Annotated in this window: 19 protein-coding genes, 2 pseudogenes and 1 riboswitch; of the genes and pseudogenes, 8 read left to right on the top strand and 13 right to left on the bottom strand. The window is 44.0% G+C overall.

Translation table 11 applies throughout. The annotated features are described in order from the left end of the window. Positions 1–156 precede the first annotated feature (156 nt). The 4 genes from E4K67_RS10140 to E4K67_RS10125 form a co-directional block, all read right to left on the bottom strand. Positions 157–1,215 (bottom strand): 2,3-butanediol dehydrogenase, encoded by a 1,059-nt coding sequence (locus E4K67_RS10140; RefSeq protein WP_135546282.1) that lies wholly within the window; start codon positions 1,213–1,215, stop codon positions 157–159. Between the two features lie 13 nt (positions 1,216–1,228). Beyond that, on the bottom strand, positions 1,229–2,380 hold the full coding sequence (locus tag E4K67_RS10135; RefSeq protein WP_135546281.1) for a hypothetical protein: 1,152 nt from the start codon (positions 2,378–2,380) through the stop codon (positions 1,229–1,231). 475 nt (positions 2,381–2,855) lie between these two features. Then, positions 2,856–4,730, bottom strand: a complete 1,875-nt coding sequence (locus E4K67_RS10130; RefSeq protein WP_135546280.1) for a sigma 54-interacting transcriptional regulator — start codon at positions 4,728–4,730, stop codon at positions 2,856–2,858. 155 nt (positions 4,731–4,885) lie between these two features. After that, complete coding sequence (locus E4K67_RS10125; RefSeq protein ID WP_135546279.1) at positions 4,886–6,856, bottom strand: sigma-54-dependent Fis family transcriptional regulator; 1,971 nt, start codon at positions 6,854–6,856, stop codon at positions 4,886–4,888. 108 nt (positions 6,857–6,964) lie between these two features. On the opposite strand from E4K67_RS10125, the gene E4K67_RS10120 reads away from it, so the two are divergent. Continuing rightward, a complete protein-coding gene (locus E4K67_RS10120) occupies positions 6,965–8,047 on the top strand; it encodes a lipoate--protein ligase family protein (protein ID WP_135546278.1) in 1,083 nt (360 codons plus the stop codon). Here E4K67_RS10120 and E4K67_RS10115 read toward each other — a convergent pair. Continuing rightward, positions 8,044–9,156 carry a geranylgeranyl reductase family protein gene (locus E4K67_RS10115; protein ID WP_135546277.1) on the bottom strand — a complete coding sequence of 371 codons (1,113 nt, stop codon included), beginning with the start codon at positions 9,154–9,156 and terminating at the stop codon, positions 8,044–8,046. The two genes, E4K67_RS10120 and E4K67_RS10115, sit on opposite strands and share 4 nt — an antisense overlap. After that, positions 9,132–10,190 carry a lipoate--protein ligase family protein gene (locus tag E4K67_RS10110; protein ID WP_243454406.1) on the bottom strand — a complete coding sequence of 353 codons (1,059 nt, stop codon included), beginning with the start codon at positions 10,188–10,190 and terminating at the stop codon, positions 9,132–9,134. The genes E4K67_RS10115 and E4K67_RS10110 overlap by 25 nt, the downstream gene beginning before the upstream one ends. A 608-nt stretch (positions 10,191–10,798) precedes the next feature. Between E4K67_RS10110 and E4K67_RS10105 the strand changes: the two genes are divergently transcribed. From E4K67_RS10105 to E4K67_RS10075, 7 genes are all read left to right on the top strand, one after another. Further along, positions 10,799–11,107 (top strand): DUF6506 family protein, encoded by a 309-nt coding sequence (locus E4K67_RS10105; protein ID WP_135546276.1) that lies wholly within the window; start codon positions 10,799–10,801, stop codon positions 11,105–11,107. A gap of 94 nt (positions 11,108–11,201) precedes the next feature. Further along, positions 11,202–11,302, top strand: a riboswitch (TPP riboswitch). A 133-nt stretch (positions 11,303–11,435) separates the two neighbouring features. Further along, entirely contained in the window at positions 11,436–11,636 is a 201-nt protein-coding gene (gene thiS, locus E4K67_RS10100) for a sulfur carrier protein ThiS (protein ID WP_135546275.1), read from the top strand. Between the two features lie 4 nt (positions 11,637–11,640). Further along, positions 11,641–12,444: a thiazole synthase gene (locus E4K67_RS10095; protein ID WP_338031860.1), complete on the top strand. Its 804-nt coding sequence runs from the start codon at positions 11,641–11,643 to the stop codon at positions 12,442–12,444. A 3-nt stretch (positions 12,445–12,447) separates the two neighbouring features. Continuing rightward, positions 12,448–13,587 carry a 2-iminoacetate synthase ThiH gene (thiH, locus tag E4K67_RS10090; RefSeq protein ID WP_135546274.1) on the top strand — a complete coding sequence of 380 codons (1,140 nt, stop codon included), beginning with the start codon at positions 12,448–12,450 and terminating at the stop codon, positions 13,585–13,587. Between the two features lie 63 nt (positions 13,588–13,650). Continuing rightward, positions 13,651–14,304, top strand: a complete 654-nt coding sequence (gene thiE / locus E4K67_RS10085) for a thiamine phosphate synthase (protein WP_135546919.1) — start codon at positions 13,651–13,653, stop codon at positions 14,302–14,304. Between the two features lie 96 nt (positions 14,305–14,400). Then, positions 14,401–15,681 (top strand): phosphomethylpyrimidine synthase ThiC, encoded by a 1,281-nt coding sequence (gene thiC / locus E4K67_RS10080; RefSeq protein ID WP_135546917.1) that lies wholly within the window; start codon positions 14,401–14,403, stop codon positions 15,679–15,681. A 234-nt stretch (positions 15,682–15,915) separates the two neighbouring features. Further along, on the top strand, positions 15,916–16,371 hold the full coding sequence (locus E4K67_RS10075) for a ferritin-like domain-containing protein (protein WP_135546273.1): 456 nt from the start codon (positions 15,916–15,918) through the stop codon (positions 16,369–16,371). Positions 16,372–16,501: 130 nt separating this feature from the next. Here the strand turns inward: E4K67_RS10075 and E4K67_RS10070 are convergent. The 7 genes and pseudogenes from E4K67_RS10070 to E4K67_RS10040 all read right to left on the bottom strand — a co-directional run. Then, positions 16,502–16,660, bottom strand: a pseudogene (locus E4K67_RS10070) (DUF3102 domain-containing protein); the annotation flags it as partial. 280 nt (positions 16,661–16,940) lie between these two features. Further along, the gene (gene fdhF / locus E4K67_RS10065) at positions 16,941–19,622 is read right to left on the bottom strand and encodes a formate dehydrogenase subunit alpha (protein ID WP_135546272.1); all 2,682 of its coding nucleotides are present in this window, start codon (positions 19,620–19,622) and stop codon (positions 16,941–16,943) included. An 86-nt stretch (positions 19,623–19,708) separates the two neighbouring features. Continuing rightward, positions 19,709–20,635 (bottom strand): annotated as a pseudogene (locus tag E4K67_RS10060) (NADH-quinone oxidoreductase subunit G); the annotation flags it as partial. A 16-nt stretch (positions 20,636–20,651) separates the two neighbouring features. After that, positions 20,652–22,442, bottom strand: a complete 1,791-nt coding sequence (nuoF, locus tag E4K67_RS10055) for an NADH-quinone oxidoreductase subunit NuoF (RefSeq protein WP_135546271.1) — start codon at positions 22,440–22,442, stop codon at positions 20,652–20,654. A gap of 13 nt (positions 22,443–22,455) precedes the next feature. Further along, positions 22,456–22,938 (bottom strand): NADH-quinone oxidoreductase subunit NuoE, encoded by a 483-nt coding sequence (nuoE, locus tag E4K67_RS10050; protein ID WP_135546270.1) that lies wholly within the window; start codon positions 22,936–22,938, stop codon positions 22,456–22,458. Between the two features lie 21 nt (positions 22,939–22,959). Beyond that, positions 22,960–23,547 (bottom strand): 5-formyltetrahydrofolate cyclo-ligase, encoded by a 588-nt coding sequence (locus tag E4K67_RS10045; RefSeq protein WP_135546269.1) that lies wholly within the window; start codon positions 23,545–23,547, stop codon positions 22,960–22,962. A gap of 470 nt (positions 23,548–24,017) precedes the next feature. Further along, entirely contained in the window at positions 24,018–24,917 is a 900-nt protein-coding gene (locus E4K67_RS10040) for a formate/nitrite transporter family protein (RefSeq protein ID WP_135546268.1), read from the bottom strand. Positions 24,918–25,252: the final 335 nt, after the last annotated feature.

Here is a 25,252-nt window from a genome sequence, read left to right as displayed (position 1 = left end):
AGGAAGGGGCAAGTTCACGCCCATATCTATAAGGTCTTGTAAGCTAAAATCTACCCAATATCATTAAATATGCAAACGACGTGCCAGCCTGGAGAGTTTTTTGGAAGTCTTTATCAAATCGACAAGTGAGTCCATGTAAAACAGGGAGGGCTTGCTTCAGAACGGTGAAACCAGAATTTTAATATTTTCTTCTTTATGGTTAACTAGTTCTTCAAACCCCTTTTCAATGATATCCGCAAGTTTAATTTTTCCCGTAATCATGGGCTCTGCTTGAATCCGACCATCATTCATTAAAGCAATCGCCGTACTAAACTCTCCATTATAGGCTAAGGATCCAATAATGTGTTTTTCATTCGCAGTAACCTCAAAAAAGTTAAACGAACTTTCACGTTCAAAGATACCCACCATGACAACCTTACCGCTCTTTCGTGCCAATTGTATGGCTAATGGTGCTGTCTTCTCATTCCCGACACATTCGAAGGTAATATCTGCTCCTAATCCATTGGTAAGTTCCTTGATCTTGGCCACAACGTCCACTTCTCTCGGATCGAAGACCGCCGCCGCCCCCATATTTAAGGCATATTCTTTTCTAGCTTTAGCCATTTCAATCACATAAACTTTACTGGCTCCAGCTGCCTTGGCAGCTTGTAATGTCGCGAGCCCGATTGTTCCCGCGCCCACGACAACGACTATATCTCCTTCGATAACAGGTGCCTGTCGAACGGCATGAATCCCAACTGCTATCGGCTCGATTACAGCTGCTACTTCGTAGGACATATCATCCGGAATTTTATACATCGTATAGGCTGGTACATTGACATATTCTGCAAAGGCGCCATCGGTCATCAGCCCAGTAAACGCCAACTTTTCACACATACTATAATTCATGCGTTTACAATGATAACATTCCCAACACACTTGGCATGCATCAGGTGCAACCCGATCTCCCACCTGAACATTTTTCACTCCCGGTCCGATTTCCACCACTTCTCCGGAAAATTCATGTCCAAGAATAATTGGAGCTTTACTACCTGTGAGCGCATCTGGAACAGAAACGGGAATAAAGATTGGTCCAGCTAAGTATTCATGGAGATCGGAACCACAAATTCCACACCATTTAACCTTAACTTTTACCCACCCTTCACCCGGGGTAGGTGGCTCCGGTACATCCACAACTCGAACATCTTTTCTTCCATACCAAACTGCTGCTTTCATTGATCATCTCTCCTTATTTGTTCTTTTTGATTAAGCCATAAGAACCAAAATACACGGCATAAACCAGCATGACTAAAATCATCAAATCAATCCACGTTAAAGGATCTCCGCCAAATCCTGGGCTGATCTCCGCTTCATGCAGTACCGAAATGGCAAACCACCGGGTATAAACCAAAAATGTTATTAGCCCCAGCCCGTAAGTAATTACTACTCTAATAACCTTTTTTGAGGCGGTATTTAGAGGTTGATTGTCAAAGACAGTCGACCACGTTAAGACCCAAAACAAGATACAAACCCCTAATTGAGCCGGCCACATGGTAATCGCAACTCCCAGAGATTCCTGTGCCTCAACAGGGATCAGAAAATTTTTAAGCAAAGCCAAAAACAAGAAATAAATTCCTGTACCGATGATAAAGTTGCCAAAGAATGATACCAGAGCAGTTTTGGCTCTGGAACCCAATTGGCTCCACGGCCAGTTATCTAGGGCATTAGCGGTCGTAAGCCAAGAGACAACCACTGAGTAAAACCAACCAACCGCTGTGACCAAGGGAAGAATCACTTTTCCGCTCTGGGACCAACTGGCTACGCTCGGATAAATCAAGACCAGATAACCCAAAAACGCCAGGAAAAATCCTTCAAAAAACTCAATAATCCCAACCCATGGCTGCTTTAACCCTAAATCCACCCATGGCCAATGCCCCATGTTGGTTGCTAAGATACCGAAAAAGTAAAAACCCATTAGGACTATCATGCCGGTTGCCGTCCACCCTGCTCCGCTTGGATCAAAAGCCGGTTCAAAACTTCCAATGCCGTAAACGAGTATTCCCACGGTTAGAAAGGCTAAAACTGCGCCGGTAACAAATGCAACTAATCCTGCTAGAGGTTGCTTTAGCCGCTGAAAGGGCCATAGCTCGCCATTAAATGCCAGGAATACGACCTCTAAAATGAACCAGAACATGATGGCACCAAAGGGCTGTGGGTACAGTTTCCATATCCCTTGCTTTGGATCCGCAAACACATTCCAAACCACAAGACTAACTGCCAGAATTATTGCTAAGTGTGCCATTGCAAACATGATCGGATTAACGGATAAACCGAATTGTTTCTTGGTGCTAATAATCTCACCACCCTTCCCTGCCGCATTAGTTGAAACATCCAAACCCATACACCTCCCAGTTTAATCGCCATTTCTTCCAATTTTTCATTTATAATTGTTCGAAGCAAATTCACTAATGGTTAATGTTTTCTCTCGAAACACCCCCTTATTATTAATTTGGCCAGCCAATTTTCAATATATTGCAAATATTATGCCAACGTCTTAAGCTTATAAATCTTTAAGGAAACCCTCTAAACAGTACTATCTTAATCCAGGTATGTTCAGCTTTTTATAAACTACCTCTAAAAAGAAGTGCTCGGAAACTGAACAGTATGTTCGCTTCCCGAGCACTTACTAACCCCTAGCTTCTTTAGCTTGCCCCATATAGTCTTGCGTCCGAACGAACACAAGTTTTGCAGAAAACTCTAATTATTCAACAAATCGATCATCGTAGCAACCCCCCAGGACAATGAAAAGCGCCCGGAAAACGAACAGTGTTCGTTTTCCGGGCACTTCAATTTACGTCAATTGTGTCAAATCCAGTCTATGCTCTAACCCCCAACTTTCTCAACTTATCATATAACGTATTACGTCCAATTCCTAAAGCCTTTGCCGTTTTGGTAATATTGCCATTAAACCGATTTAATGTTGACTCAACAGTAATCCGCTCTATTTCTGTTAATGAGATGACCGTCCCCACCTCTTGCAGAAAGTTCGGCTCCCGGTGTATGCTGCGGGGTAAATCCGTAACGCTGAGATATTCCACCTCAGCCACATTCATAGCATATTCCACCGCGTTTTGTAATTCTCTAACATTCCCAGGCCAGGAATAATTGCGAATGGCCTCGAAAAACTCCAGCTCAGCTCCATCGATCTCTTTACCCAAGTTTTCTGAGAAAATGTTTATCAAATGAATGGTTAAGAGGTCAATATCTTTCCCTCTCTCCCTTAAGGGTGGAATGTGAATGTTTAATACATTTAAGCGGTAATATAAATCTTCTCGGAAACGCCCTTCCTCGACAGCCCTCATCAGATCCTTGTTGGTAGCTGCAATAATCCGAACGTTAACAGGAATTACCTTTTCTCCACCAACTCTCGTTACTTTCCGTTCCTGTAAGACCCGTAAAAGGTTTACCTGCAATTCCATGGGCATATCGCCGATTTCATCCAGAAAGATAGTCCCCTCATTAGCAAGTTCGAACTTACCAGGATTTCCTCCCCGCTTAGCCCCGGTAAAAGCTCCCTCATTATAACCAAATAGCTCACTTTGAATTAGTTCTCGTGGCAGCGCTGCACAATTGACTGCGACAAACGGCCCCTCCGAGCGACCGCTATGATTGTGGATTGCTTGGGCAAACAATTCCTTCCCCGTACCGCTTTCACCTGTAAGCAATACATTGGAACGGGAATTAGCCGCAACCGAGATCAGCTTAAATGCTTTCTTCATTCCCTCACTTTCCCCAATAATATCTTCACAGGTAAAGCGGGCAGTTGCCCCTACCATTCTGTTGACTAAGTTGCGCACCTTTCTTATTTCCCGCAAAGTAAACACTACGCCAGCGATAGTGCCGTTTTCCTTCAAGATCGGCCTGGAAGAACTTGTACAATGAATGCGCTCGCCGCCTTGGTCAAGGACAATTTCTTCATCTGTGTTCCAGATGCAGTTTCTGGCTGTTTCACTAAATTTATTGTTAGAACCTAGAATCAAACTCAATGATTTGCCAACGACATCTTTGTCCGACAATTTCATTATGGCAAATGCTGCAGGATTAATGTGAATGATCCTTCCGTCGTTGTCTACAGCCATCAATCCCTCCGTAAAACTACTGGTCGCGGCGGCCAACAATTCGTAGGCCTGGTTTCTTTCCTCTTGAAGTTCTTCATTGCGTATCTGATTTTCTATCATTTTTGAAATTTTAGAGCTTACTAAATAAAGTAAATTTGCCGCTTCCATTATTTTTTCTTCCGGAATAATTTTGACTTTATTTAAAGCTTCTAAATACTCATTAGGATCTACTCCAAGCACTTCGGCGTGTTTTATAAACTTTTCCTTTTCCGGTTGCTCGGATAATACCTGTCCTCCCAGGATTGCTCCGATTCGTACACCGTTCAGCATAATAGGAGCGGCAAAATCAACCATGCCATTTTCACAGTGGTACACCGCAGGCTTTCCGGTTCTGGTTGATTCTTCAGCGCCTTTCTTATCACTAATTTTACAACGTTTCAAACCTTCAGAGCAGCTTCGATTATACTTCATACAAATATCAATAAAATTTATCGGCTGAGTCACTGGGTTGTTATTCTTATCAAAGATTAAAGCGGCAACACCCGTAACACGAGCAAAGGTGTCCTGAAACTGCTGCAAAAATTCTAAATCAATAACATCCAGTAAATTAATTTCCTCCCCGTTAAAATCCATTAATATTTACCTCCTTGTAAAAAAGACTATAATTTTTGTACTATTCTGATCCTTTAAGGCAGGATTATTACTTATTATTCCGAATGTCTTTGATTTGAAAAACCTAACTTACGCCCCATTAGACCATGGTATGGACTAAGGCACTTGTTAAGTGTCTAAGCTCTGACCCCTAACTTTTTTAGCTTATCATATAAAGTATTGCGTCCGATTCCTAAAGCTTTGGCAGTTTGCGTAATATTACCGTTAAACTGGTTCAGTGTGGATTCAACGGTAATCCGTTCTACTTCCAACAGAGAAATAACTTTGCCTTCAGTTCTTATCAGCCTTGGATAGCTAACAACGGTACGAGGCAATTCTTTAACGGTAAGATAATCTTCTTCAGCAATATTAATGGCAAACTCCACGGCATTTTGCAATTCCCTGACATTCCCAGGCCAGGAGTAATTTCTGATTGCCTGTAAAAATTCCGTGTCTGCTCCTTTAATTTGTTTGCCCAGGCTCTCCGAAAAAACTCTGATCAAGTACATGGTCAGGAGTTCGATATCTTCTTCCCTTTCCCTTAAAGGGGGGATATGAATGCTAAATACATTCAAACGGTAGAATAAATCCTGGCGAAAGCGTCCCTCCTCAATATCCTTGAGCAAGTTCTTGTTGGTAGCAGCTATGATGCGCACATCAACCGGAATTTCTTTGTTTCCACCGACCCTCGTTATTTTCCGTTCCTGCAAAACCCGCAAAAGGTTTACCTGCAATTCTATGGGCATATCCCCGATTTCATCCAGAAAGAGGGTCCCCTCATTGGCAAGTTCGAACTTGCCAGGATTCCCCCCCCGCTTAGCCCCGGTAAAAGCTCCCTCATTATAACCAAATAGTTCACTTTGAATGAGTTCTCGTGGCAGAGCCGCACAATTGACTGCGACAAACGGTCCATCCGAGCGACCGCTATGATTGTGGATCGCTTGGGCAAACAATTCCTTTCCCGTACCGCTTTCTCCTGTCAAAAGAACGTTTGAACGGGAATTCGCAGCGACAAAAATTAATTTCAAGGCTTTTTTCATAACTTCAGATTCCCCGATAATATCCTTACAGTAAAAACGCGCAGTAGCTCCTACCATTCTGTTTACCAACCGGCGAACCTTATTGATTTCCAGCAAAGTAAACACTACACCGGAGATTGAACCGTCTCCCTGGGTAATCGGTCGGGAGGAACAGGTAAACTGAATGCTTTCTCCACTGAGCTCCAGAACCATTTCCGCGTCGGTTTTCCAGGGATGGTGAACGAACATATCCGTCAAATTGTTTTGCGAACCAAGAAGCGAATTCAGGAACTCACCAGTCACATTCTTGTGACTAAAACGGAGCATTTTTTGGGCAGCCAGGTTAATATGAATAATCCGCCCTTCATTATCCACAGCCAGCAAGCCTTCAGTCACGCTCTCTGTAACAGCACTTAATAATTCATAGGCCCGGTTCTTTTCCTCCTGGATTACTTCCTTTCTCAATTGATTCTCTATAGCTTCTACCGCCGCGACAACCATACCATATGTATGCAGATACACATATTCGGCGGGGCCGGAGATATCAAAGCATCCGATAATTTCCCCGAGATAGTTATGAATCGGGGCTCCAGAACACGTCCAGTAATGATGCGATTGGCAAAAGTGTTCGGGCCCAGAAATTTGAATGGCTTTATTGATGACCAACGCTGTTCCGATCGCATTAGTCCCCACGGCCTGCTCCGACCAGTTTGTACCCTTTATAAACTGAATTGTACTTGCAGCTTTATCCAAAATTCCAGTATCTCCACAAGTGTGCAAGATCCTCCCTTCCTTGTCCGTAATCACGACCATAAATCCTGAGCCTTGAACACTTTGGTAAACGGTATGCATGAAGGGTTTGGCTACCTCAACTAATTGAGAGTTGGAAATGAAAAGTTGTTGTAATTCACTGTGACCCAATCTATCTTTACCTATGCCATCATAAGGATCTACGTCAAGTACCCGACAGCGCTGCCAAGATTCCATGATTTCCGGACGTGTAACCACTGCATCAGTGATACCCCTCTCGACAAAATTTTTCCACGTCCAAAGCGGATCTTTTACATATTTCACGGATTGGGTGTACATCCTAAGCACCTCCAAAACTTTAAGGTTTAAGACGAAATCATTTTTGGCACAGGATTTGCATTAAATATAAGATGAAGGTTTAACTCTTTGAAGTTAGGAGTTCTCAGTATGGAATTTTACAATCTTGGCACCGTTCCTTGGTTTGAATCACAGGTTATCTATCACGCTTTTGCCCACCTGAACCGAGAGGCCTTAATACTCTGTACCCCGGCAGCACCTTATGTTTGTGCTGGGTTCCATCAAGATATACCCAGTGAAGTCGATTTAAATGTTTGTAAAGAATTCGGAATCCCCTTATTTCGTCGCGAAGTTGGAGGCGGATTAGTATTTCTAGATCAGAGGCAGGTTTTTTTTCAAATTGTCCTACATCGAAAAAATCCAATCGCTCCCACCAACCGGGAGCGGTTTTACAGGAAGCTCCTCGAACCAGTAGTGCAAACGCTTAAGGATTTCAGCTTAGCGGCGGAGATACTCTCGCCCTGTGACTTGATTGTTAACTCCAAAAAGATTTCTGGCAACGGCGCAGGTCAAATCGGAGAGTGTTATGTCTTAGTTGGAAATATACTCCTAGATTTCGATTATGAGGTTATGTCTTCTATTATTCGAGTCCCATCAGAGGGTTTCCGCCAAGAGTATTTACATCAAATGCAATCAAACCTTACGACATTGCAGGCGGAAATGGGGAGAGCCGTAAGTAGAGAGGAAGTTATCGAAAGACTCAAAATCAACTTCTACGGAGCCTTCTCGCTTACTTCAACCCAACTTGACAATCAGGTCCTTGAAGAAATCCGCAAACTCACCCCTATGTTTCAATCCAAGGAATGGCTGATGGAAGCTGGGCGTCGCCTCCTCTATCGGGAGATTAAAGTAGCGGAAAACTGTTCTATCAGAGAATACCAAGTCTCTCTTGATATTACTGACCTGACATGCCGTTTAGTCCTCGCTGGTCAGCGAATTACCAAAATTGACCTGAGTGACTCCAATCGCTTAATATCTCCCCTATTTTTACGACGGTTGGAATACTGCCTCCACGGAAAAAAGATGGATTTTAATACCTTAAATGAGGCCTGTTTGGAAGCACATGCCTTAAACGCCTTTAATGCAAAAATTCTAGCCTATACTCTTAGCGGAAAAACCGCTGTGGAACGACGTGATGATCCCTTCAGTATGACAGTTAAACTACCAATCTAAGATTCAAAGTACTCTGGGAATGCAAACCAAGTTCTGCGTACTAAGACGGAGAAATTCGCCTTTTCCCAATTATCATTATATTCTATTTTCTTTTCGAAACCCCTTTTTATAAATTCTCCAAATCGTTTCAAATAGTCCTCAGAATACCGGGTTAACACGTTAAGGTCTCCTGACCGAATACTTTCGGCGGCTAAAGAACCCGCGATTTTTCCAGCCACTATTGCCGGAAAAATTCCCTCGCCACTGATAGGATGAGTATGTCCTGCCGCATCCCCAATTAACATTAGGTTTTTCTGTTGCATCCTAAGCCGGGGTCCTCCGATAGGAATCGCTCCTCCAGTCGTTCGTATCACCTCTTCACCAATCACCCCTTCTTCGACTAAATATTGTTGAAATTCTGTTAAAGCAGTTGCTACACTTCCACCTAAACTCAAATCGATGCTAACCCCGACATTTGCCAGATCATTTTTAGGAAAAAGCCAAGCATATCCACCGGGGATGGATGGACTAAAGTATATTTGAGCCCATTGCGACCTTTTCCTTAACTTGACCGTGATTTGCTTAGCATAGGCCAAATGCTGAGGTGGGCAGCGTATTGCCTGGGCTACCACGGATTTTGGTCCTTCCGAACCAATAATAATCCCCGCTTTAACCATGGATAATTCCCCTTGATTATTGATTAAAACGCCTAGGTTCGTAACCGCTACTGCCTGTGCTCTAGTTAATAACTTAACCCCAGATTGAACCGCTCTCTCAGCTAAATAAGGGTCAAAGACATCTCGGTTAAGGATGTAACCAGGTGCCCGTGTTTGAGCTACTTGTTCTCGCTGAATATAGGTGATGAACCCTTCCACTCTTTGAGCTATGCAAGCCACTGGAATAGGTACTTCTTCAGCTAAACTCAAGGGTACATACTCTGCACATTGAACTGGTAAACCTATTTGTTCTTTTTTGTCCAACATCAACACCGAAACCCCACCGGCAGCTGCAGCAGCGGCTGCCGAGCTACCCGCTGGGCCAGCTCCGATTATTACAACATCAGATTTAGCCAAAATAGGCAGCGCGTCAATTCCAAACTCTTCCTTCATCTTAAGGCTCTGCGCACACATGACTCCACATCCTGAGCACTCACACCGGGAATTTGATCTGGGTAAGCCTTAAAAAAAGATCTGATTATCTCCTCGATTTTGTCCCCTTCCAGGGGGCAATCCTTTAAACAAGCCTCAAGCTCATAGATGACCGACGGATTATGGGTAAAGAAATCCCCGCTAATTAATACGCTTTTCAAAACTCGTGCCTTTAACTCCGTCTTGGCAACTACCCGGATTAACCCACCTGGTGTTTTAAGGCAAGCTTCCTTTATTTCTCCCGCCTCGCTCGGTAATCGGACTTTATAAATCCATTCAGGCGAATGAAAATATATTCTTTTCTCTCGAAATAATGCCTCTTCCCATGAATTAAGTTCGGCCTGAATAAATTGAATATCCATAACAGATGCGAATGCCGCACAAATAGCTTCTTTGATCTTGGACATATCTGGAACCTGACCGAGCTCTCTTTTAAGCCACGTTACCCGGTCCTCTACCGCGCTCATATTTTTATCGCTTATTTTTTCCATAGGAATTTTTAGTACCTTGACCATGCTCTTAACGTCAAAATCAATAAGTAAAGAGCATTGGAAGACAAAGGCATTGTCTAATTCTGCCCCCCCTGTACCGCAAATCTTACGATTACCAACTTGAATATCGTTACGGGGACGGAACATTGCCTTTACTCCAAGATCAGCCAAGGCTTTGACCATAACGTCACACAACAGCTTATAAACCTCATCGATATTTCTTCCCGCCAGCCAATCCTTACCCGCATAAATTTCCCACCCTAGTTCGGACGGTCCCCAAAAAATTGCTCCCCCTCCTGTGATACGACGGTTGATTTCAATACTTTGTTTCCGACAATAGTCTTCATCAATTTCTAACTCTACTGCTTGATGCAAACCCAATAGGGCGCAACGGGGAGAAAATTGGAGAAAACGCAAGGTATTCCGACATTCTCCTGCGCTTCGGGAAGCAAGCAAGACTTCGTCTAAAGCCATGTGGTCGGCTGAATCTAATGGGTTATTATCAAGTAGTCGCCAATTCATCATCCCTAAAGTCCTCCTTGATATTCATTAGATGTTTGTTTATCACGAGAACTGTTCGATTTTCGAACAGTGCTCGAAAGTCGAACAGTGCTCGTGCCTCTTATAATAAGTATTGCGCTAGTAATTAAGCCAATTTTACCTTCGGTATTTTTATCCTTATATCTAATATGCAATTCATATGCCAAGCCCAACTAATTTTCCTGGCATATGAATCGCATATAGAATAGTTGTCATCATCGGTATCCTGGCTTGTTTTCCTGTATTATTCTCACTAATCTGGGTGTTGTTGTCGGAACTCTTAATGCCTTTGCCACACTGTACTACGGAGGGGCTCCAGGCAGTCAATTAACCTTACATCTTTATTTTCATCGAAGCTATGACCTTGTATATCGCCTTTAAAGAACAACTTATTGCACTCTTATCATCAAAGGAATAATATTTTCCACCCATATCTTCCTATATTTTTATACGTAATTGATAAGCCAAACTCAATGGGATATCCTGGCATACGAATTGCATGATTATATAGTCATCACAAGTGTGCTGCTTGTTTTTTAGTTCTACTCTGGTAATGCCAAAATATATTCATGTATGGAAAGGATGTGATTTAAGTGTCACTAAAAGCCGCCTTTATTTTCCTGGCACCTCAAGCCGATCCTTCACAACATCAGGCGGATATTAAAACCCCACAGGTTACCTTACTCATACGGGGAGTCCAAAATTATCAGGAAGCGGTTATTCTTGCAAAACAGCTGGTTACTGAAGGAGTTCAGGCGTTGGAATTATGCGGAGGATTTGGAAACATTGGAACGGCGAAAATCGTTGAAGCTGTGGAGCATAAAATTCCAGTGGGTACAGTGCGATTTGATAGCCACCCCGGTTTGAGTGGGAAAAGCGGGGATGATCTATTCCTAACTTAGAATTTTTCATCTGTTTACACTTATAACTTTTAGGTATATAGTGGTTATTAATACCTAAAAGGATAAGTATTAATAACCATCCAAAACTAAATACGTTGTTTGCTAGGGGTGCCCTTCGGGGCTGAGATGAGGAAACTCGATCCCTTTGAACCTGATCTGGTTAATACCAGCGGAGGAAAGCTAATCATCATACTTATATTAGGAATATAAGTGAGAACTGCTTACCGCAGTTCTCACTTTTTTTATTGTTTGGTTTAGACCTCCCTGGTGCCTAGCAAGATGGGATCCACCGGCAAACACGTGTGACAAGTGAAAGGAGGACAGTCCGTTGCAAATTGTTGTCAACGGTAAAGCACTGGAAATTCTCTCAGAATGTACTGTATTCCAGTTGCTCGAAAACCTGGCTGCGACAAACAAAGCAGTTGTCGTAGAACTTAATGAAAAAATACTCACACCAGAACATCTGCAAAGTACTCTTTTACAGGCTGGTGACCGTTTGGAAATTTTAGTATTTATGGGAGGAGGCTGATACCGTGAACGATATTATACAGAGTTTTAATCTATCGGATGATAGTCTCATCATTGGTGGGGTAAATTTACACAGCCGTTTGTTTGTAGGCACTGGTAAGTTTTCGTCTCATGAAATAGTTCCTCGGGTGTTGGAAGCTAGTGGCAGCCAGGTAGTAACAATGGCTTTACGCCGAGTCGACTGGAAAAACCCACAAGAGAACATTCTCAACTACATGCCTCAAAACACCATTTTATTACCTAACACCTCTGGGGCTCGCACTGCCGAGGAAGCCGTACGCATCGCTCGTTTGGCTCAAGCTGCTGGCTGCGGAAACTGGGTAAAAATAGAGGTAGTCCAGGATCAGCGTTACCTATTGCCCGATAATTGGGAAACGTTGCGGGCTACTGAACAACTAGTCAAGGAAGGGTTTATAGTACTACCTTACATGAGTCCTGATCTAGGTGCTGCTAGGCGTCTACAGGATGCTGGCGCGGCAGCTATCATGCCTTTAGGAGCTCCAATTGGCAGCAACCGTGGCTTACAAACCAAAGAACTCATCCGAATTCTAATCGAAGAAATTCCCCTACCAATCATTGTCGATGCTGGCCTCGGCCGCCCCTCCGAAGCAGCCGAGGCTATGGAAATGGGAGCAGCCGCAGTGCTTGTGAATACAGCCATTGCCACCGCAAGTGATCCAGTATCCATGGCCCAAGCCTTCCGCTTGGCCGTAGCCGCAGGACGATTGGGCTATTTAGCTGGGCCTGGTGAACGGCAGATTGAAGCCTCCGCTTCTTCTCCCTTAACCGGTTTTTTGCAGGAGGGTTAACGGATGTTTTACGAGCAAATCACTGAATGGCAACAAAGGCTCTCCGATTCGAGCTGGGAGAGTTTTAACGGGATTGATGTGGAGCGGGTTTTAGCCAGAGAAACTCTCCACCCACAAGATTTGGCGGTCTTGCTTTCCCCAGCTGCCATAACTTACCTAGAGCCCATGGCGAAAAAGGCTCAGTCTTTAACAATTCGCCATTTCGGCCGCACGATTGGTTTATTCACCCCCCTATATCTTGCTAATTTTTGCAGTAATAGTTGTCTGTATTGTAGTTTCCACGCTGGAAATGAGATTGTACGGTGCAAGCTTACCATCGAACAAGTCATTAAAGAAGGCGAGGCCATCTCGTCCACTGGGCTTCAGCATTTGCTACTCTTGACAGGAGAATCCCGCACACAGAGTGGACCCTCTTATATGGGAGAATGCGTCCGCGCTTTGCGACCAATGTTTGCCTCTCTCGGACTTGAAGTGTATCCTCTTTCCACTGAAGAGTACCGACATTTATTCGAGGAGGGGATTGATTCGGTCACTCTCTTTCAAGAAACCTACGATGAAACTACCTACGCTCTGGTACACCCCGCAGGACCAAAGCGGGATTATCACTATCGCTTAGGGGCACCGGAGCGAGCATGTTCTGCAGGAATCTCTTCCGTAAACATCGGAGCGCTCTTAGGTCTTTCAGACTGGCGGCGAGATGCCTTTTATTCGGCACTCCATGCCGACTACTTGCAAAGAAATTTCCCCGGAGTCGAAGTTGCTATCTCCGTACCACGACTCAGACCCTATGCCGGCAGTTTCAACTCATCTGCTGCACCCGTCACGGATGAGGCCTTAGTCCAAATCATTCTGGCATACCGACTGTTTCTTCCCCGAGCTGGCATTACCTTGTCCACTCGGGAAAGTCCACAAATGAGGGAAAATTTGCTTCCCCTCGGAATTACTCGAATGTCGGCCGGCGCTCTCACTTCCGTCGGTGGTTATAGCGAAACAGACAATGTAGGCAGTGCCCAATTTGAAATCGCCGACGAACGGTCCGTTCCAGAAGTAGTACAAATGATCCGGGCCAAAGGTTATCTACCCACTTTTTGTGACTGGGTTGATATGCGGGCGGGAAAGGATGCACTGAACTCGTTCAAGTAAAGTGAAAAGGCACTTTCATTAAATTTCCGTGCCTTGAGCACAGTGAAAGGAATGAACCCTATGATGAACGGAATTTCAAGAAGACCTACCCTTCCGTCTGGTATCTATGCCCTTACCTCTGAACTCCACTCTCAAGGTAGGAGCAATATTGAAGTAGCCAGTGAGATCTTGGCCAGCGGTGTACCGATCCTTCAGTATCGCGAGAAATCCAAGAAGGTTAGGAAGATGTATGAGGAGTGTCTGGTGCTACGCGCTCTGACTCAAGAATACGGCGCCTTGTTCATCATCAATGACCACTTAGACCTGGCATTGGCGGTATGTGCCGATGGCGTGCATATCGGACAAGACGATTTACCGTTATCAAAGGTGCGCGAGATAGTCGGCCCCAATCTCATGATCGGTGTCTCTACTCATTCGCCGGATCAAGCACGGGCCGCCGTGAGCGGTGGCGCAGATTACATCGGAGTAGGACCCATACATGCCACCCATACCAAAATCGATGTATGTGATCCGGTGGGACTGGACTATTTAGACTACGTCGTCAAGAATCTGGAGATCCCCTTCGTTGCGATCGGCGGAATTAAAGAACACAATCTAGCAACAGTCCTCAAAGCGGGCGCTCGAACTGTTGCCTTAGTCACCGAAATTGTAGGCAACCCGGACATTGCAAGCAAGATTAAACGTTTACAACGTATCATGGAAACACAGACCTTATAATGACATGGCAATCAAAGCGTCCCCTGCCACGCTTTCTTGAAGTGTTAACCGCATTATGGAGTCATTGAATAAGACAAATAAATATGAAAGAGTGTGATTTTGATGAGTACACAAATGGAACAGGCCAGAAATGGAATAATAACCGCGGCAATGAAAACGGTCGCTGGTAAAGAAGGTCTTACTGCTGAGGAAATTAGGCTCCGGGTAGCGGCGGGCAGCATTGTCATCCCCTCGAACCATAATCATACATCGCTGAGTCCCGAGGGTGTTGGTCTTGGACTTAGGACGAAGATTAATGTCAATTTAGGTATCTCCCCGGAATGTGCCAATCTCGACAGCGAGCTAGCCAAAGTACGCATGGCTTTAGACATGAAAGCGGAAGCAATTATGGATCTAAGCAACTATGGCAAAACCGCTGAATTCCGTCACAAGCTCATTAGCATGTCCCCAGCAATGATTGGTTCTGTTCCTATGTATGATGCCCTTGGCTATTTAGATAAAAAATTAGAAGAGATTACTCCCCGAGAATTTTTAGATGTGGTAGAACAGCACGCCCGAGACGGTGTTGATTTTGTTACTATCCACGCCGGCATCAACAGGGAAACTGCCCAGCATTTCCGTAAGACCTCCCGAGTTACCAACATTGTTTCCCGAGGCGGGTCTTTACTGTATGCTTGGATGGAATTAACTGGACACGAAAACCCTTTTTACGAGTATTTTGACGATCTCCTGGATATCTGCGTAAAATATGATGTCACGTTAAGTTTAGGAGATGCTTGCCGACCTGGAAGTATTGCTGATGCCACAGACGGAGCTCAAATTTCAGAATTAATCGTGATGGGAGAATTGACTCAAAGAGCTTGGAAACGCAATGTTCAAGTCATGATTGAAGGACCTGGCCATGTTCCCTTGCAGGAGGTTGTGACTAATGTTCAATTGGCCAAAAAGCTATGCCACGGAGCACCCTTCTATATTTTAGGGCCATTAGTCACGGATGTTGCTCCCGGTTACGATCACATTACCAGTGCAATCGGCGGAGCTTTAGCCGCCTCGGCAGGAGCAGATTTTCTCTGCTATGTAACGCCAGGCGAACACCTTCGTTTGCCTACCTTGGACGACGTGCGCGAAGGGATTGTTGCGGTCAAGATCGCAGCACATTCTGGGGATATCGCTAAAGGGGTACCTGGAGCCGCCGAATGGGACATGAAGATGAGCCAAGCCAGACAAGCTTTGGATTGGGAGAAAATGTTTAGTCTAGCCTTGGACCGTGAAAAGCCAGAGCGTTATCGCAAAGAGTCCGCCCCCGAGCATCAGGACAGCTGCACCATGTGTGGAGAAATGTGTTCGATGCGCCTTATGAACCGTATTATGGACTAAACGTGTTGCGGGGACGGTCAACAAACCAGTTTAGCAATTGAGCACTCCCAGTTCGATTAGAAATAATATTTATTTTTAACCATTAAATTCTATGCGACCATGTATGCTATGCTACACTTTACATGGTCGCATAGAACGCCCCTAGTAGGCGTAAAACTTGTCCCAAAAATGCATATAGTGTAGTACAATACTTATGATGAGTAATTATTCCAAATAAGAAAGGTGGAATTCAGTATGACAGGGGAAGAATACAAAGCAATACTAACAATGGCTATTGACAATGAAGTTGAGTCTTATGCATTTTATAAGGGAGTTTCTGAAAGAGTCGTCGATCCTTACATTAAGAAATTGTTTTCCGAATTTGCTGCAGAAGAACTAGGACATCAAAAACTATTAGAAGGTTTTCTTGCCAAGGATATCAAAGACATGCATTTTGATGAGTCCGCAGATTATAAAGTTTCTGAAACAGTTGACAAACCCAAATTATCTTTGGACATGAAACCTGCAGACGCTTTAGCCTTGGCCATGAAAAATGAAGAAGATGCTATGAACATGTACTCAGCATTTGCCACTGCTAGCTGCGATCAAAGTCAGAAGGAAATGTTCCATGATCTGTCCATCATGGAACAGGGTCATAAAACAAAAATCGAAAAATATTACGTGAATGTTGCTTATCCTGAGGTGTGGTAAGCTATGTGCATGGAAAAACAGCCTTTGCGTCAAAAACCGTGCCCATTGAGTTAAAATCAAATGGTGCATCGATGCACCATTTGGCCTCTCTGCCCCGATGGGGGGAGTAACTCACTGATTCAGTCAGCTATTTGCGCCACTCCCCATGGGGTACCAGCTCTTTGGTTTCCGTCAAACGCCGTCCGATCTCAACGGCGTTGCTAAGCAGCATTTTGCAGCTTTGTTCCTTGATAACGTTAATCTCGGACGCGATTTGCTCAGGCGTCCTGTTGGAAATTTCCATCCTCATACCGACTGCCCAGCCATTTGCGGAATGTCTTTTCATATCCCTCTATAGGATATGCCGAGCCCCAGACAAGCGTGAGGGCTATAGCGCCAATCCACCCTTGTCTAATTGCCCAAGTTTGAGTATTTTTGAAATCATCCGCTTGTTTTACTGCTTAATATTATAAAAAAAGAACTGGAATTACGCATTTTAAATCGTAATCCCAGTTCTTTCTTTATTGATCTTCAGTTTACATTAAATTTTTAGTGGCCTCCTGCAGAGCCCATCTATTTTGAAATTAAAGTTAACTGATTTTTGAAATCTGTACGCCACACACTTTATACTCATAGGTTTTTGTGACTTTATCATAGGCTCCATTGGTCAGTTCATTAGTTGGAGCATCGAAATAGTGGAAGGTCATAAAGACCATACCTACGGGCACTCGTTTGGTGATCTTAATTTTGGTCTTTACCTCACCACGACGGGATGAAACTTTAACAATTTCACCCACTTCGAGTCCTAGCCGTTTGGCATCTAAGGGATTCACTTCCGCCAGTTCTTCTGGTGAATGCCCTTCTAACGATGGAGAGTATTGAGTGAAAACGTTATAATGGGAAAGTTTACGCCCAGTATTGAGTAAGAACGGATACTCTTCATCTGGTAATTCAGCAGGTAACTGATTTTCGATCGCCACAAATTGTCCTAAACCCCGGTTGAACCTTCCTTCATGTAAGAACTTTGTACCAGGGTGTTCAACCGTCGGTACTGGCCACTGCAAGCCTTGTGTTCCTAGCCGTTCATGGGTAATCCCTGCAAAAATAGGGGTAAGCTTAGCAATTTCCTGCATAACTTCTTCTGAAGATTGATACTCGAAGGGGTAACCCATACGAGTTGCCAGGTCACAAATGATCTCCCCATCGGCCCTTGCATTACCGATCGGTTTAATGGCCTGATTGACCATTTGCACTCGCCGCTCAGTATTTGAGAATGTACCCGTCTTCTCAGCATAGCTAGCTCCAGGTAGGACGACATCTGCCAACTTAGCGGTTTCAGACAAGAAGATCTCTTGGACTACAAGGAAATCAAGGGCTTTAAGGCCTTTGCGCACATGGTTAGCATCAGCATCTGTGATGACTGGGTCTTCGCCTAAAATATACAAAGCCCGCAAATCTTTAGTAGCCGCCGCTGCAAACATATCCGGAATCATAAATCCATTATTGGGGTCTAGAGGAACTCCCCAAGCGGCTTCGAATTTTGCCCGTGCTTCAGGGTTTGTGACTTGTTGGTAACCAGGGTAGACGTTCGGCAATGCGCCCATATCGCAGGCACCCTGAACATTATTTTGCCCGCGCATTGGGTTGACGCCCGAACTTTCTTTACCGATATTACCCGTAAGCATGGCTAGATTCGCCAAACTCATCACGTTATCCGTGCCACAGACGTGTTCTGTGATCCCTAAGGTATAGAAGATCTCTGCACATTCTGCGGTTGCATAAAGTTTGGCAGCTTCCTCGAGCTGCTCTACAGGAACTCCTGTTATTTGACTAACAACTTCAGGAGTATATTTTTTCACAATTTCTCGAACTTTTTCAAAACCTTCTGTGCGTTCTTCAATGAACGCTTGATCTTCCCAGCCATTGGCCAGAATAATGTTCATAATTCCGTTGATCAGAGCAATATCCGTTCCCGAACGAAGCCTTAGCCAAACATCTGCATGCTCTGCGATGTCGGTGCACCGAGGATCCACCACAATCAGCTTTGAGCCCTTAGCTAACGCTTGCTTCATTTTTGTTCCGATCACGGGGTGAGCTTCAGTCGGGTTTGAACCAATCACGAACATTGCTTTGGTGTTTGGAATTTCGTTGATAGAGTTAGTCATCGCTCCGGATCCAAATGAGGTGGCCAGACCGGCCACAGTGGGAGCGTGTCACGTCCTGGCGCAGTGATCGATATTGTTGGTACCGATCACCGCGCGCATAAATTTTTGCATAAGATAATTCTCTTCGTTAGTACAATGGGCACAACTTAAAGCAGCTATCGAGTTCGGGCCATAGTCCTTCTTGATCTCCCCTAGCTTCGTAGCAACTAAATCTAAGGCCTCATCCCAGCTTGCAGGAACTAGCACCCCATCTTTGCGGATCAGAGGCGTTGTCAAGCGATGGGGACTATAAATCATGTCCATACCAAAGCGACCTTTGACACATAAAGCCTTGCCATTGACAGGCGCATTCGGATTTGAGGTCACACCAATGACTTTACCGTCTTTGACATTGAGGTCAAAGTTACAACCTACCCCACAAAATGGGCACGTCGTTTGGACTTTGCTTACTTCCCAAGAATGCCCTTTACCGACCATTTGCTTTTCTACCAGGGCTCCTACTGGACAGACCGAGACACAGGAGCCACAGAAATCGCAAGCGGATTCATTATAAGGAAGATTGAAAGCTGGGCCTACTTGAGTATCAAAACCCCGGAAAGAAAAGTCTAGAATACTTTTCCCCTGAATCTCCGTACACGCTTTAATACATTTTCCGCACGAGATACATTTATTCGGGTCCCGCAAAATGAAAGGATTTCCGCTATCAATCGGAAGGGCACGTTGCTCACCTTTATAAAGCTCACCAGAGGCACCATATTCATAGGCATACTCAGCCAAAGAGCAATTCCCCATTTTCTGGCACGTCATGCAATCTAGAGGATGATTTGCTAGCAACAGTTCCAGAATTGTCTTGCGTGCTGCCCGGACTTTAGGATTTTGAGTTTGCACTACCATACCCTGCGTAACTTGAGTAACACACGACGGGGGAAGATTGCGCATGCCTTCGATTTGAACTACACACAAACGGCAAGCGCCGGCTGGGGTAAGCTCTGGGTCATGACACAAAGTAGGAATCGGGATATTATGCATACGACAGGCTTCAAGTACGGTCGTTCCCTTCAGAACACTGACTTCCTGTCCATCGATCGTTAAGGTAAACCACTCCAATGCATTTCACTCCTTTCCGGTAATCATTCTTATTCAGAGGCTATTTCTATGAAGCAATTGAATCTTAAATAGCTTCGCTAACACTATTTCAGTGAGTTAATTTTTTCGACAATATTACCGAGACCTAGAAATTCTTCCCATGCAACCTGGATGAACTCACCGTCTTGATTAATGAAAGGTCTTTCCGTTCGGTTAGGGTTGTACTTGAAATCAGACCCGATACGCCCTTTTAGGCATAGCGGTCGGCCATTGGCCGCCGATTTTGCAGTTACCCCAATAATTTTACCATTCTTATAGTTAATGTCAAAATTGCAACCAGATTCACAAAAAGTGCAAGTGGCTTCTTCCTTAGTGAACTCCCATGTCCTACCTTTACCCATCATGCTTTTGTCAACCAGAGCTCCGACTGGACAAATAGCCACACATCGGTTGCAATAAACACAGCTAGAATCATTCAGATCAGTGTCATTAAAGGTGGCCACCTTTGTATTGAATCCTCGATAAGCGTAATCAATCACGCTTCGTTCTGTTACAGCGTTACAGGTTGCAACACACTTGCCACACAAGATACATTTATTGGGATCTCTTAGGATATAAGGGTTTCCATCATCGATCGGTTGATTCCGTTTCTCACCTTGATAAATTTCGCCTGTAACACCATATTCATAAGCATATTTAGCCAAGGAGCAGTCTCCCAGTTTTTCACAAAGCATGCAATCTAAGGGATGATTCGCTACCAACAACTCTAGAATTGTTTTGCGTGCTGCCCGAACTTTAGGATTTTGAGTTTCTATTTTCATACCCTGAGCCGTTTGAGTGACGCAAGCTGGAGGAAGATTACGCATCCCTTCAATTTGGACAACGCACAATCGACAAGCACCAGCAGAGGTGATTTCCTTATCATGGCACAAGGTTGGTATGGAAATATCATGCATCCGACAGGCCTCAAGTACGGTTGTCCCCTTAGGAACGCTGACTTCGCGCCCATCAATTGTTATAGTAATCAACGCCAAAGCACCTCCCCTCAGTTTATGCTCGAATAACTGCATTAAACTTGCATTTATCCACGCAAGTTCCGCATTTAATACAATCCTCTTCTTTAATGACATACGGGGTTTTCTTTTCCCCTGTTATACAAGTCACTGGACAGTTTTTAGCACATAGCCCGCATCCTTTGCATTTTTCTGCATCAATTGTATAACTAAGCAAGGCTGAACAGGCGTGTGCGGGACACTTATGATCAAAAATATGAGCCTCAAACTCATGCCTAAAGTATTTCAGAGTTGCTAATATTGGACTCGGTGCGAACTGACCTAATCCACAGAGGGACGTTTCCTTGATCGTCAAAGCGAGATTTTCTAAAATATCGAGATCTTCCGCTTTTCCTTCGCCCTTTGTAATTCTGTCTAGAATTTCGTACATTCGCTTGGTACCTTCTCGGCATGGCGTACATTTTCCACAAGATTCTTTCGTTGAAAAACTTAAGAAGAAGCGCGCAATGTCTACCATACAGGTGGTCTCATCCATGATCACGAGTCCACCCGATCCAACCATTGCCCCTGCTTTGGTTAAGGTATCATAGTCCACGGCCAGATCCAGCATGTCTTCAGGCAAACATCCACCGGATGGTCCCCCAATTTGCACAGCTTTAAAGGCTTTGCCGTTCTGAATTCCGCCCCCGATGTCAAAGATGATTTCTCTGAGGGTTGTCCCCATCGGAACCTCGACTAGACCTGTATTATTCACTTTTCCGGTCAGGGCAAAAATTTTCGTCCCTTTGCTTTTTTCCGTTCCGAATTGGGAATACCACTCCGCACCGTTTCGCAAAATATGAGGAATATTGGACCATGTTTCTACGTTATTAATATTGGTTGGTTTTCCCCATAAGCCACTTACTGCTGGAAAAGGTGGGCGAACACGTGGCATTCCACGTTTACCTTCGATAGAAGCCATTAACGCTGTTTCTTCTCCACAGACAAAGGCTCCTGCACCAGCGAAAACATTCAGTTTAAAGTTGAAGCCCGAGTTCAGAATATTATTTCCGAGGTAGCCTGCTTCCTCAGCTTGCCGAATTGCAATTTCCAGATGTTTAATGGCCAATGGGTATTCAGCTCGGCAATAGACATAGCCTTCATCGACACCCATTGCATAGGCTCCGATGAGCATTCCCTCGATCACAGAATGAGGATCCCCCTCCAGTACACTGCGGTCCATAAAAGCCCCGGGGTCCCCTTCGTCTGCATTACAGATAATGTATTTTTTATCGCTCGGCGTTGCACGGCAAAAGCCCCACTTTAGACCCGTTGGGAAGCCTGCACCACCACGACCACGAAGCCCAGATTTCTTGACTTCTTCTAGGGTTTCCTCCGGTGACATCTCTTTGAGCACCTTCTGTAAACCAAGATATCCATCCCGTGCCGTGTATTCTTCAATCTTCTGGGGATCAATAACACCGCAGTTTTGCAGAACAATCCGATGCTGCTTAGCAAAAAACGGGATTTCGGATAGAGTGCTCAGTGGTTTTTGAGTTACCTGATCTTGAATCAGAAGGCGTTCAACCCGTTCGCCTTTCATAATATCTTGCGCAACTATTTCTGCAACATCATCTGCTGTAACCGAAGTATATAATACCTGCTGTGGTTCTATAACCAGCGTCGGTCCCTTTTCACAGAACCCTTGGCACCCAGTACCAACAATGCTCACGGTTTCTTCGAGTCCTTGTCGACTAAGCTCCAATTTCAAGGCATCAATAAGTTTATGTGCACCCGATGACGCGCATCCTGTCCCCGCACAAACTAAAATCCGTTGGTTCTCTGCCATCCCTTTAATCCCCCTACTCGTATTTGGCTAATATTTTCGCAATACTCTCCGGTAACAATCTGCCGTGAACCTCATTGTTGATCGAAATCACTGGTGCAAGTCCACAGGCTCCAATACATGCCACAACTTCTAATGTAAATCGCCTATCTTCAGTCGTTGCCCCATCTTTAATCTTTAATGCTTTCTCAATAGTTTCTAGGACCTTGGCTCCACCTCGGACATGACAAGCCGTTCCCAAACAAACGTTGATCACATTTCTTCCTGAAGGAACTAAACGAAACTGAGCATAAAAAGTAACAACTCCATATATCCTCGCTAGTGGTATACGCAAAGATTTACTAATGTGTTTTAGCACGTCAGTTGGCAAATATCCATAAACCTCTTGAGCATGCTGCAAAACTGGGATCAACGGTCCATTTTCATTTCTGTATTTGGTAATAATCTCATCTAACTTAATTTGCTTAGGGTCTACTAAATCTTCACACGCGGTGCACAAATAAATCCCCCCTACTAAATTCTAACTATTAAAGTTATATACGCCATTTTCTGTGATCAACATCGTCATTAGAGCGTCGTGCTTGCCGACCGGCACTTGTGGAATGACTTGACATTCGAAACCTAGGGCGATCCTCGGTGTTAAGGGGTTCAACAGCATAAAAAAGCGGTCATAATAGCCGCCCCCATACCCTAAACGATTCCCTTGCAGATCGAACCCTGAACCAGGTACGATAATCAAATCAATTTCTGAGGGTTCCACAACTCCAAGCGTCAATTTAGGCTCTCGAATCCCATAAGTTCCTGGTTCAATATCCTGTATCAGATCATGTACTTCGATTGGAAGGAGTATGCTATTAGGTGCACAGCGGGGTAATACTAGTTTTTTCTTACAGGCTAGCGTTGCCTCTGCCATGGCCGTAGTCTCTACTTCTTCACGAAAATTAAGAAATAACATCACAGTTTGAGCCAGTTTGAACTCCTGTAGATCCATAAGTTTTTGCTGAATAATTCCACTTTTTCTTTTTCTTTCCTTCTCTCCTAAAGAGGTCCTCTGACATAAACACGCCTGGCGCACTTCGGCCTTTAAAGACTGTTGGTCCTCACTCATGTCAATTCTACCTTTCAGAAAATCTTGTACTTATTAGAATTATTCGATTAATAGAGTGAAAATCCTTCCTATTTTTAAAATTTCATAATAAGTGTTTTCTGATATTTCTTGAGCAGTAACAGAACAAGAATTGAATATATCAATATTTTAGCCTAAAAGTTATCCACCTTCTAAAACTAGTTATACTGCCTCCTTCCCCAAGTTATCCACATTATCCACAGGCATTGTGGATAATGTGGCCGCCAATTGAACCTATTTACACAAAACCGTAAAACAGCTACCACGACTTATCTACAGACTTATCCACATTATCCACAGCTCAACCTTATCCACAGAACGTACGCTCGTGGTACTTGGGGGAGACAAGCTCGGCACTTACGACCGAAGAGCAAACTAACCGTTCCTGAGGTATACACACTCATTGTCGTGCACCAATAGCGAGCTTTGGCTACGCGTTGCTGACGCTACGCTTACTTTACTGATACTGCTACAGATGTTGACGCTGATGATGCTACAGATTCTTGTTTTGAATCGTTTTTCAGATAAACAAACCAATAAACACCAGCCACAAAAATCGATCCCCCTACAATGTTTCCAAGGGTTACCGGAACTAAGTTATTTATGATAAAAGTCCCCCAGTTTAAGTTTGCAAGTGCTGCTGGTGCAAGATGAGATTCAGCTACCCAGCTTGGATTTGATTTAGCTAGTATTCCAGCAGGAATATAATACATATTCGCTACACTATGCTCAAAACCAGATGTTATAAACAGCCATATTGGGAAGAAGATAGCAAGTATTTTACCTACCATGTCCTTCGCTCCGTAGGCCATCCAAACTGCTAGACAGACTAACATGTTACACATAATTCCTAAATAGAAAGCAGACATGAACGATAATCCTACTTTATAGGATGCTATTTTAATAGTTACTCCACCCAGAACATTTGCCCCACTGTTAAATAGCCCAGAATTCACCATCATATAGGCAAGAAATAATGACCCGATAAAATTGCCACTATAAACAAAAAACCAATTTTTAAGCATGTCATATAATTTGATTTTCCCATCTAAGACTCCGCCTAAAATCATTGTGTTTCCTGTGAACAATTCTCCTCCTGCTAAGACAACTAGCATCAATCCTGTTCCAAATATAGCACCTGCTAGAACTTTACCAAGACCATAAGTTTCCGGCTTTGCAAATAAATTAAAGGCTGCCATATTTGACCCTTCAGCTGCAAAAGCAATAAAAGCTCCCGCTAAAATTCCTAACACGATAATATTCAAACTTTTCATTTCTACTTTTTTGATTCCTGTCTTTACTGTGGTGTTTGCAATTTCCGCTGGTGTTAAAAAGCCCTTTGTTTCTTCCATAGTTCCCACTCCTTAACTTCAGATTTCTTCCCAGGGAAAGTTCTTACAATACAATGTCAATCTCCTTTCTAAAGTAATGTGTTAAGAATCTTACTTCTGCATAGCACCTTGATCCTTGAAACTTCTCCTCCTAAAGGTCGACTTGTTCTTGGGAGTATAATCCCTGATGTATATTATAAAGTTTAACTTGCTTTGCGCTTCCTGTCACGATTATGGAGATTAATAAAGTGTTTTGTGATTTAAGAAAATAGTTTTTATATTTTGTAAATTATGAAAGGGGCCCAATAGGATAAGCCACTCGAAGTATATGCCTTTTTGCTGCCACATAGTTATCC

It is taken from the genome of Desulfosporosinus fructosivorans, from assembly GCF_004766045.1.
GTDB lineage: Bacteria > Bacillota > Desulfitobacteriia > Desulfitobacteriales > Desulfitobacteriaceae > Desulfosporosinus > Desulfosporosinus fructosivorans.
Note: the sequence above shows the minus strand (reverse complement) of the source record. Positions and strands in the feature narration are given on the sequence as shown.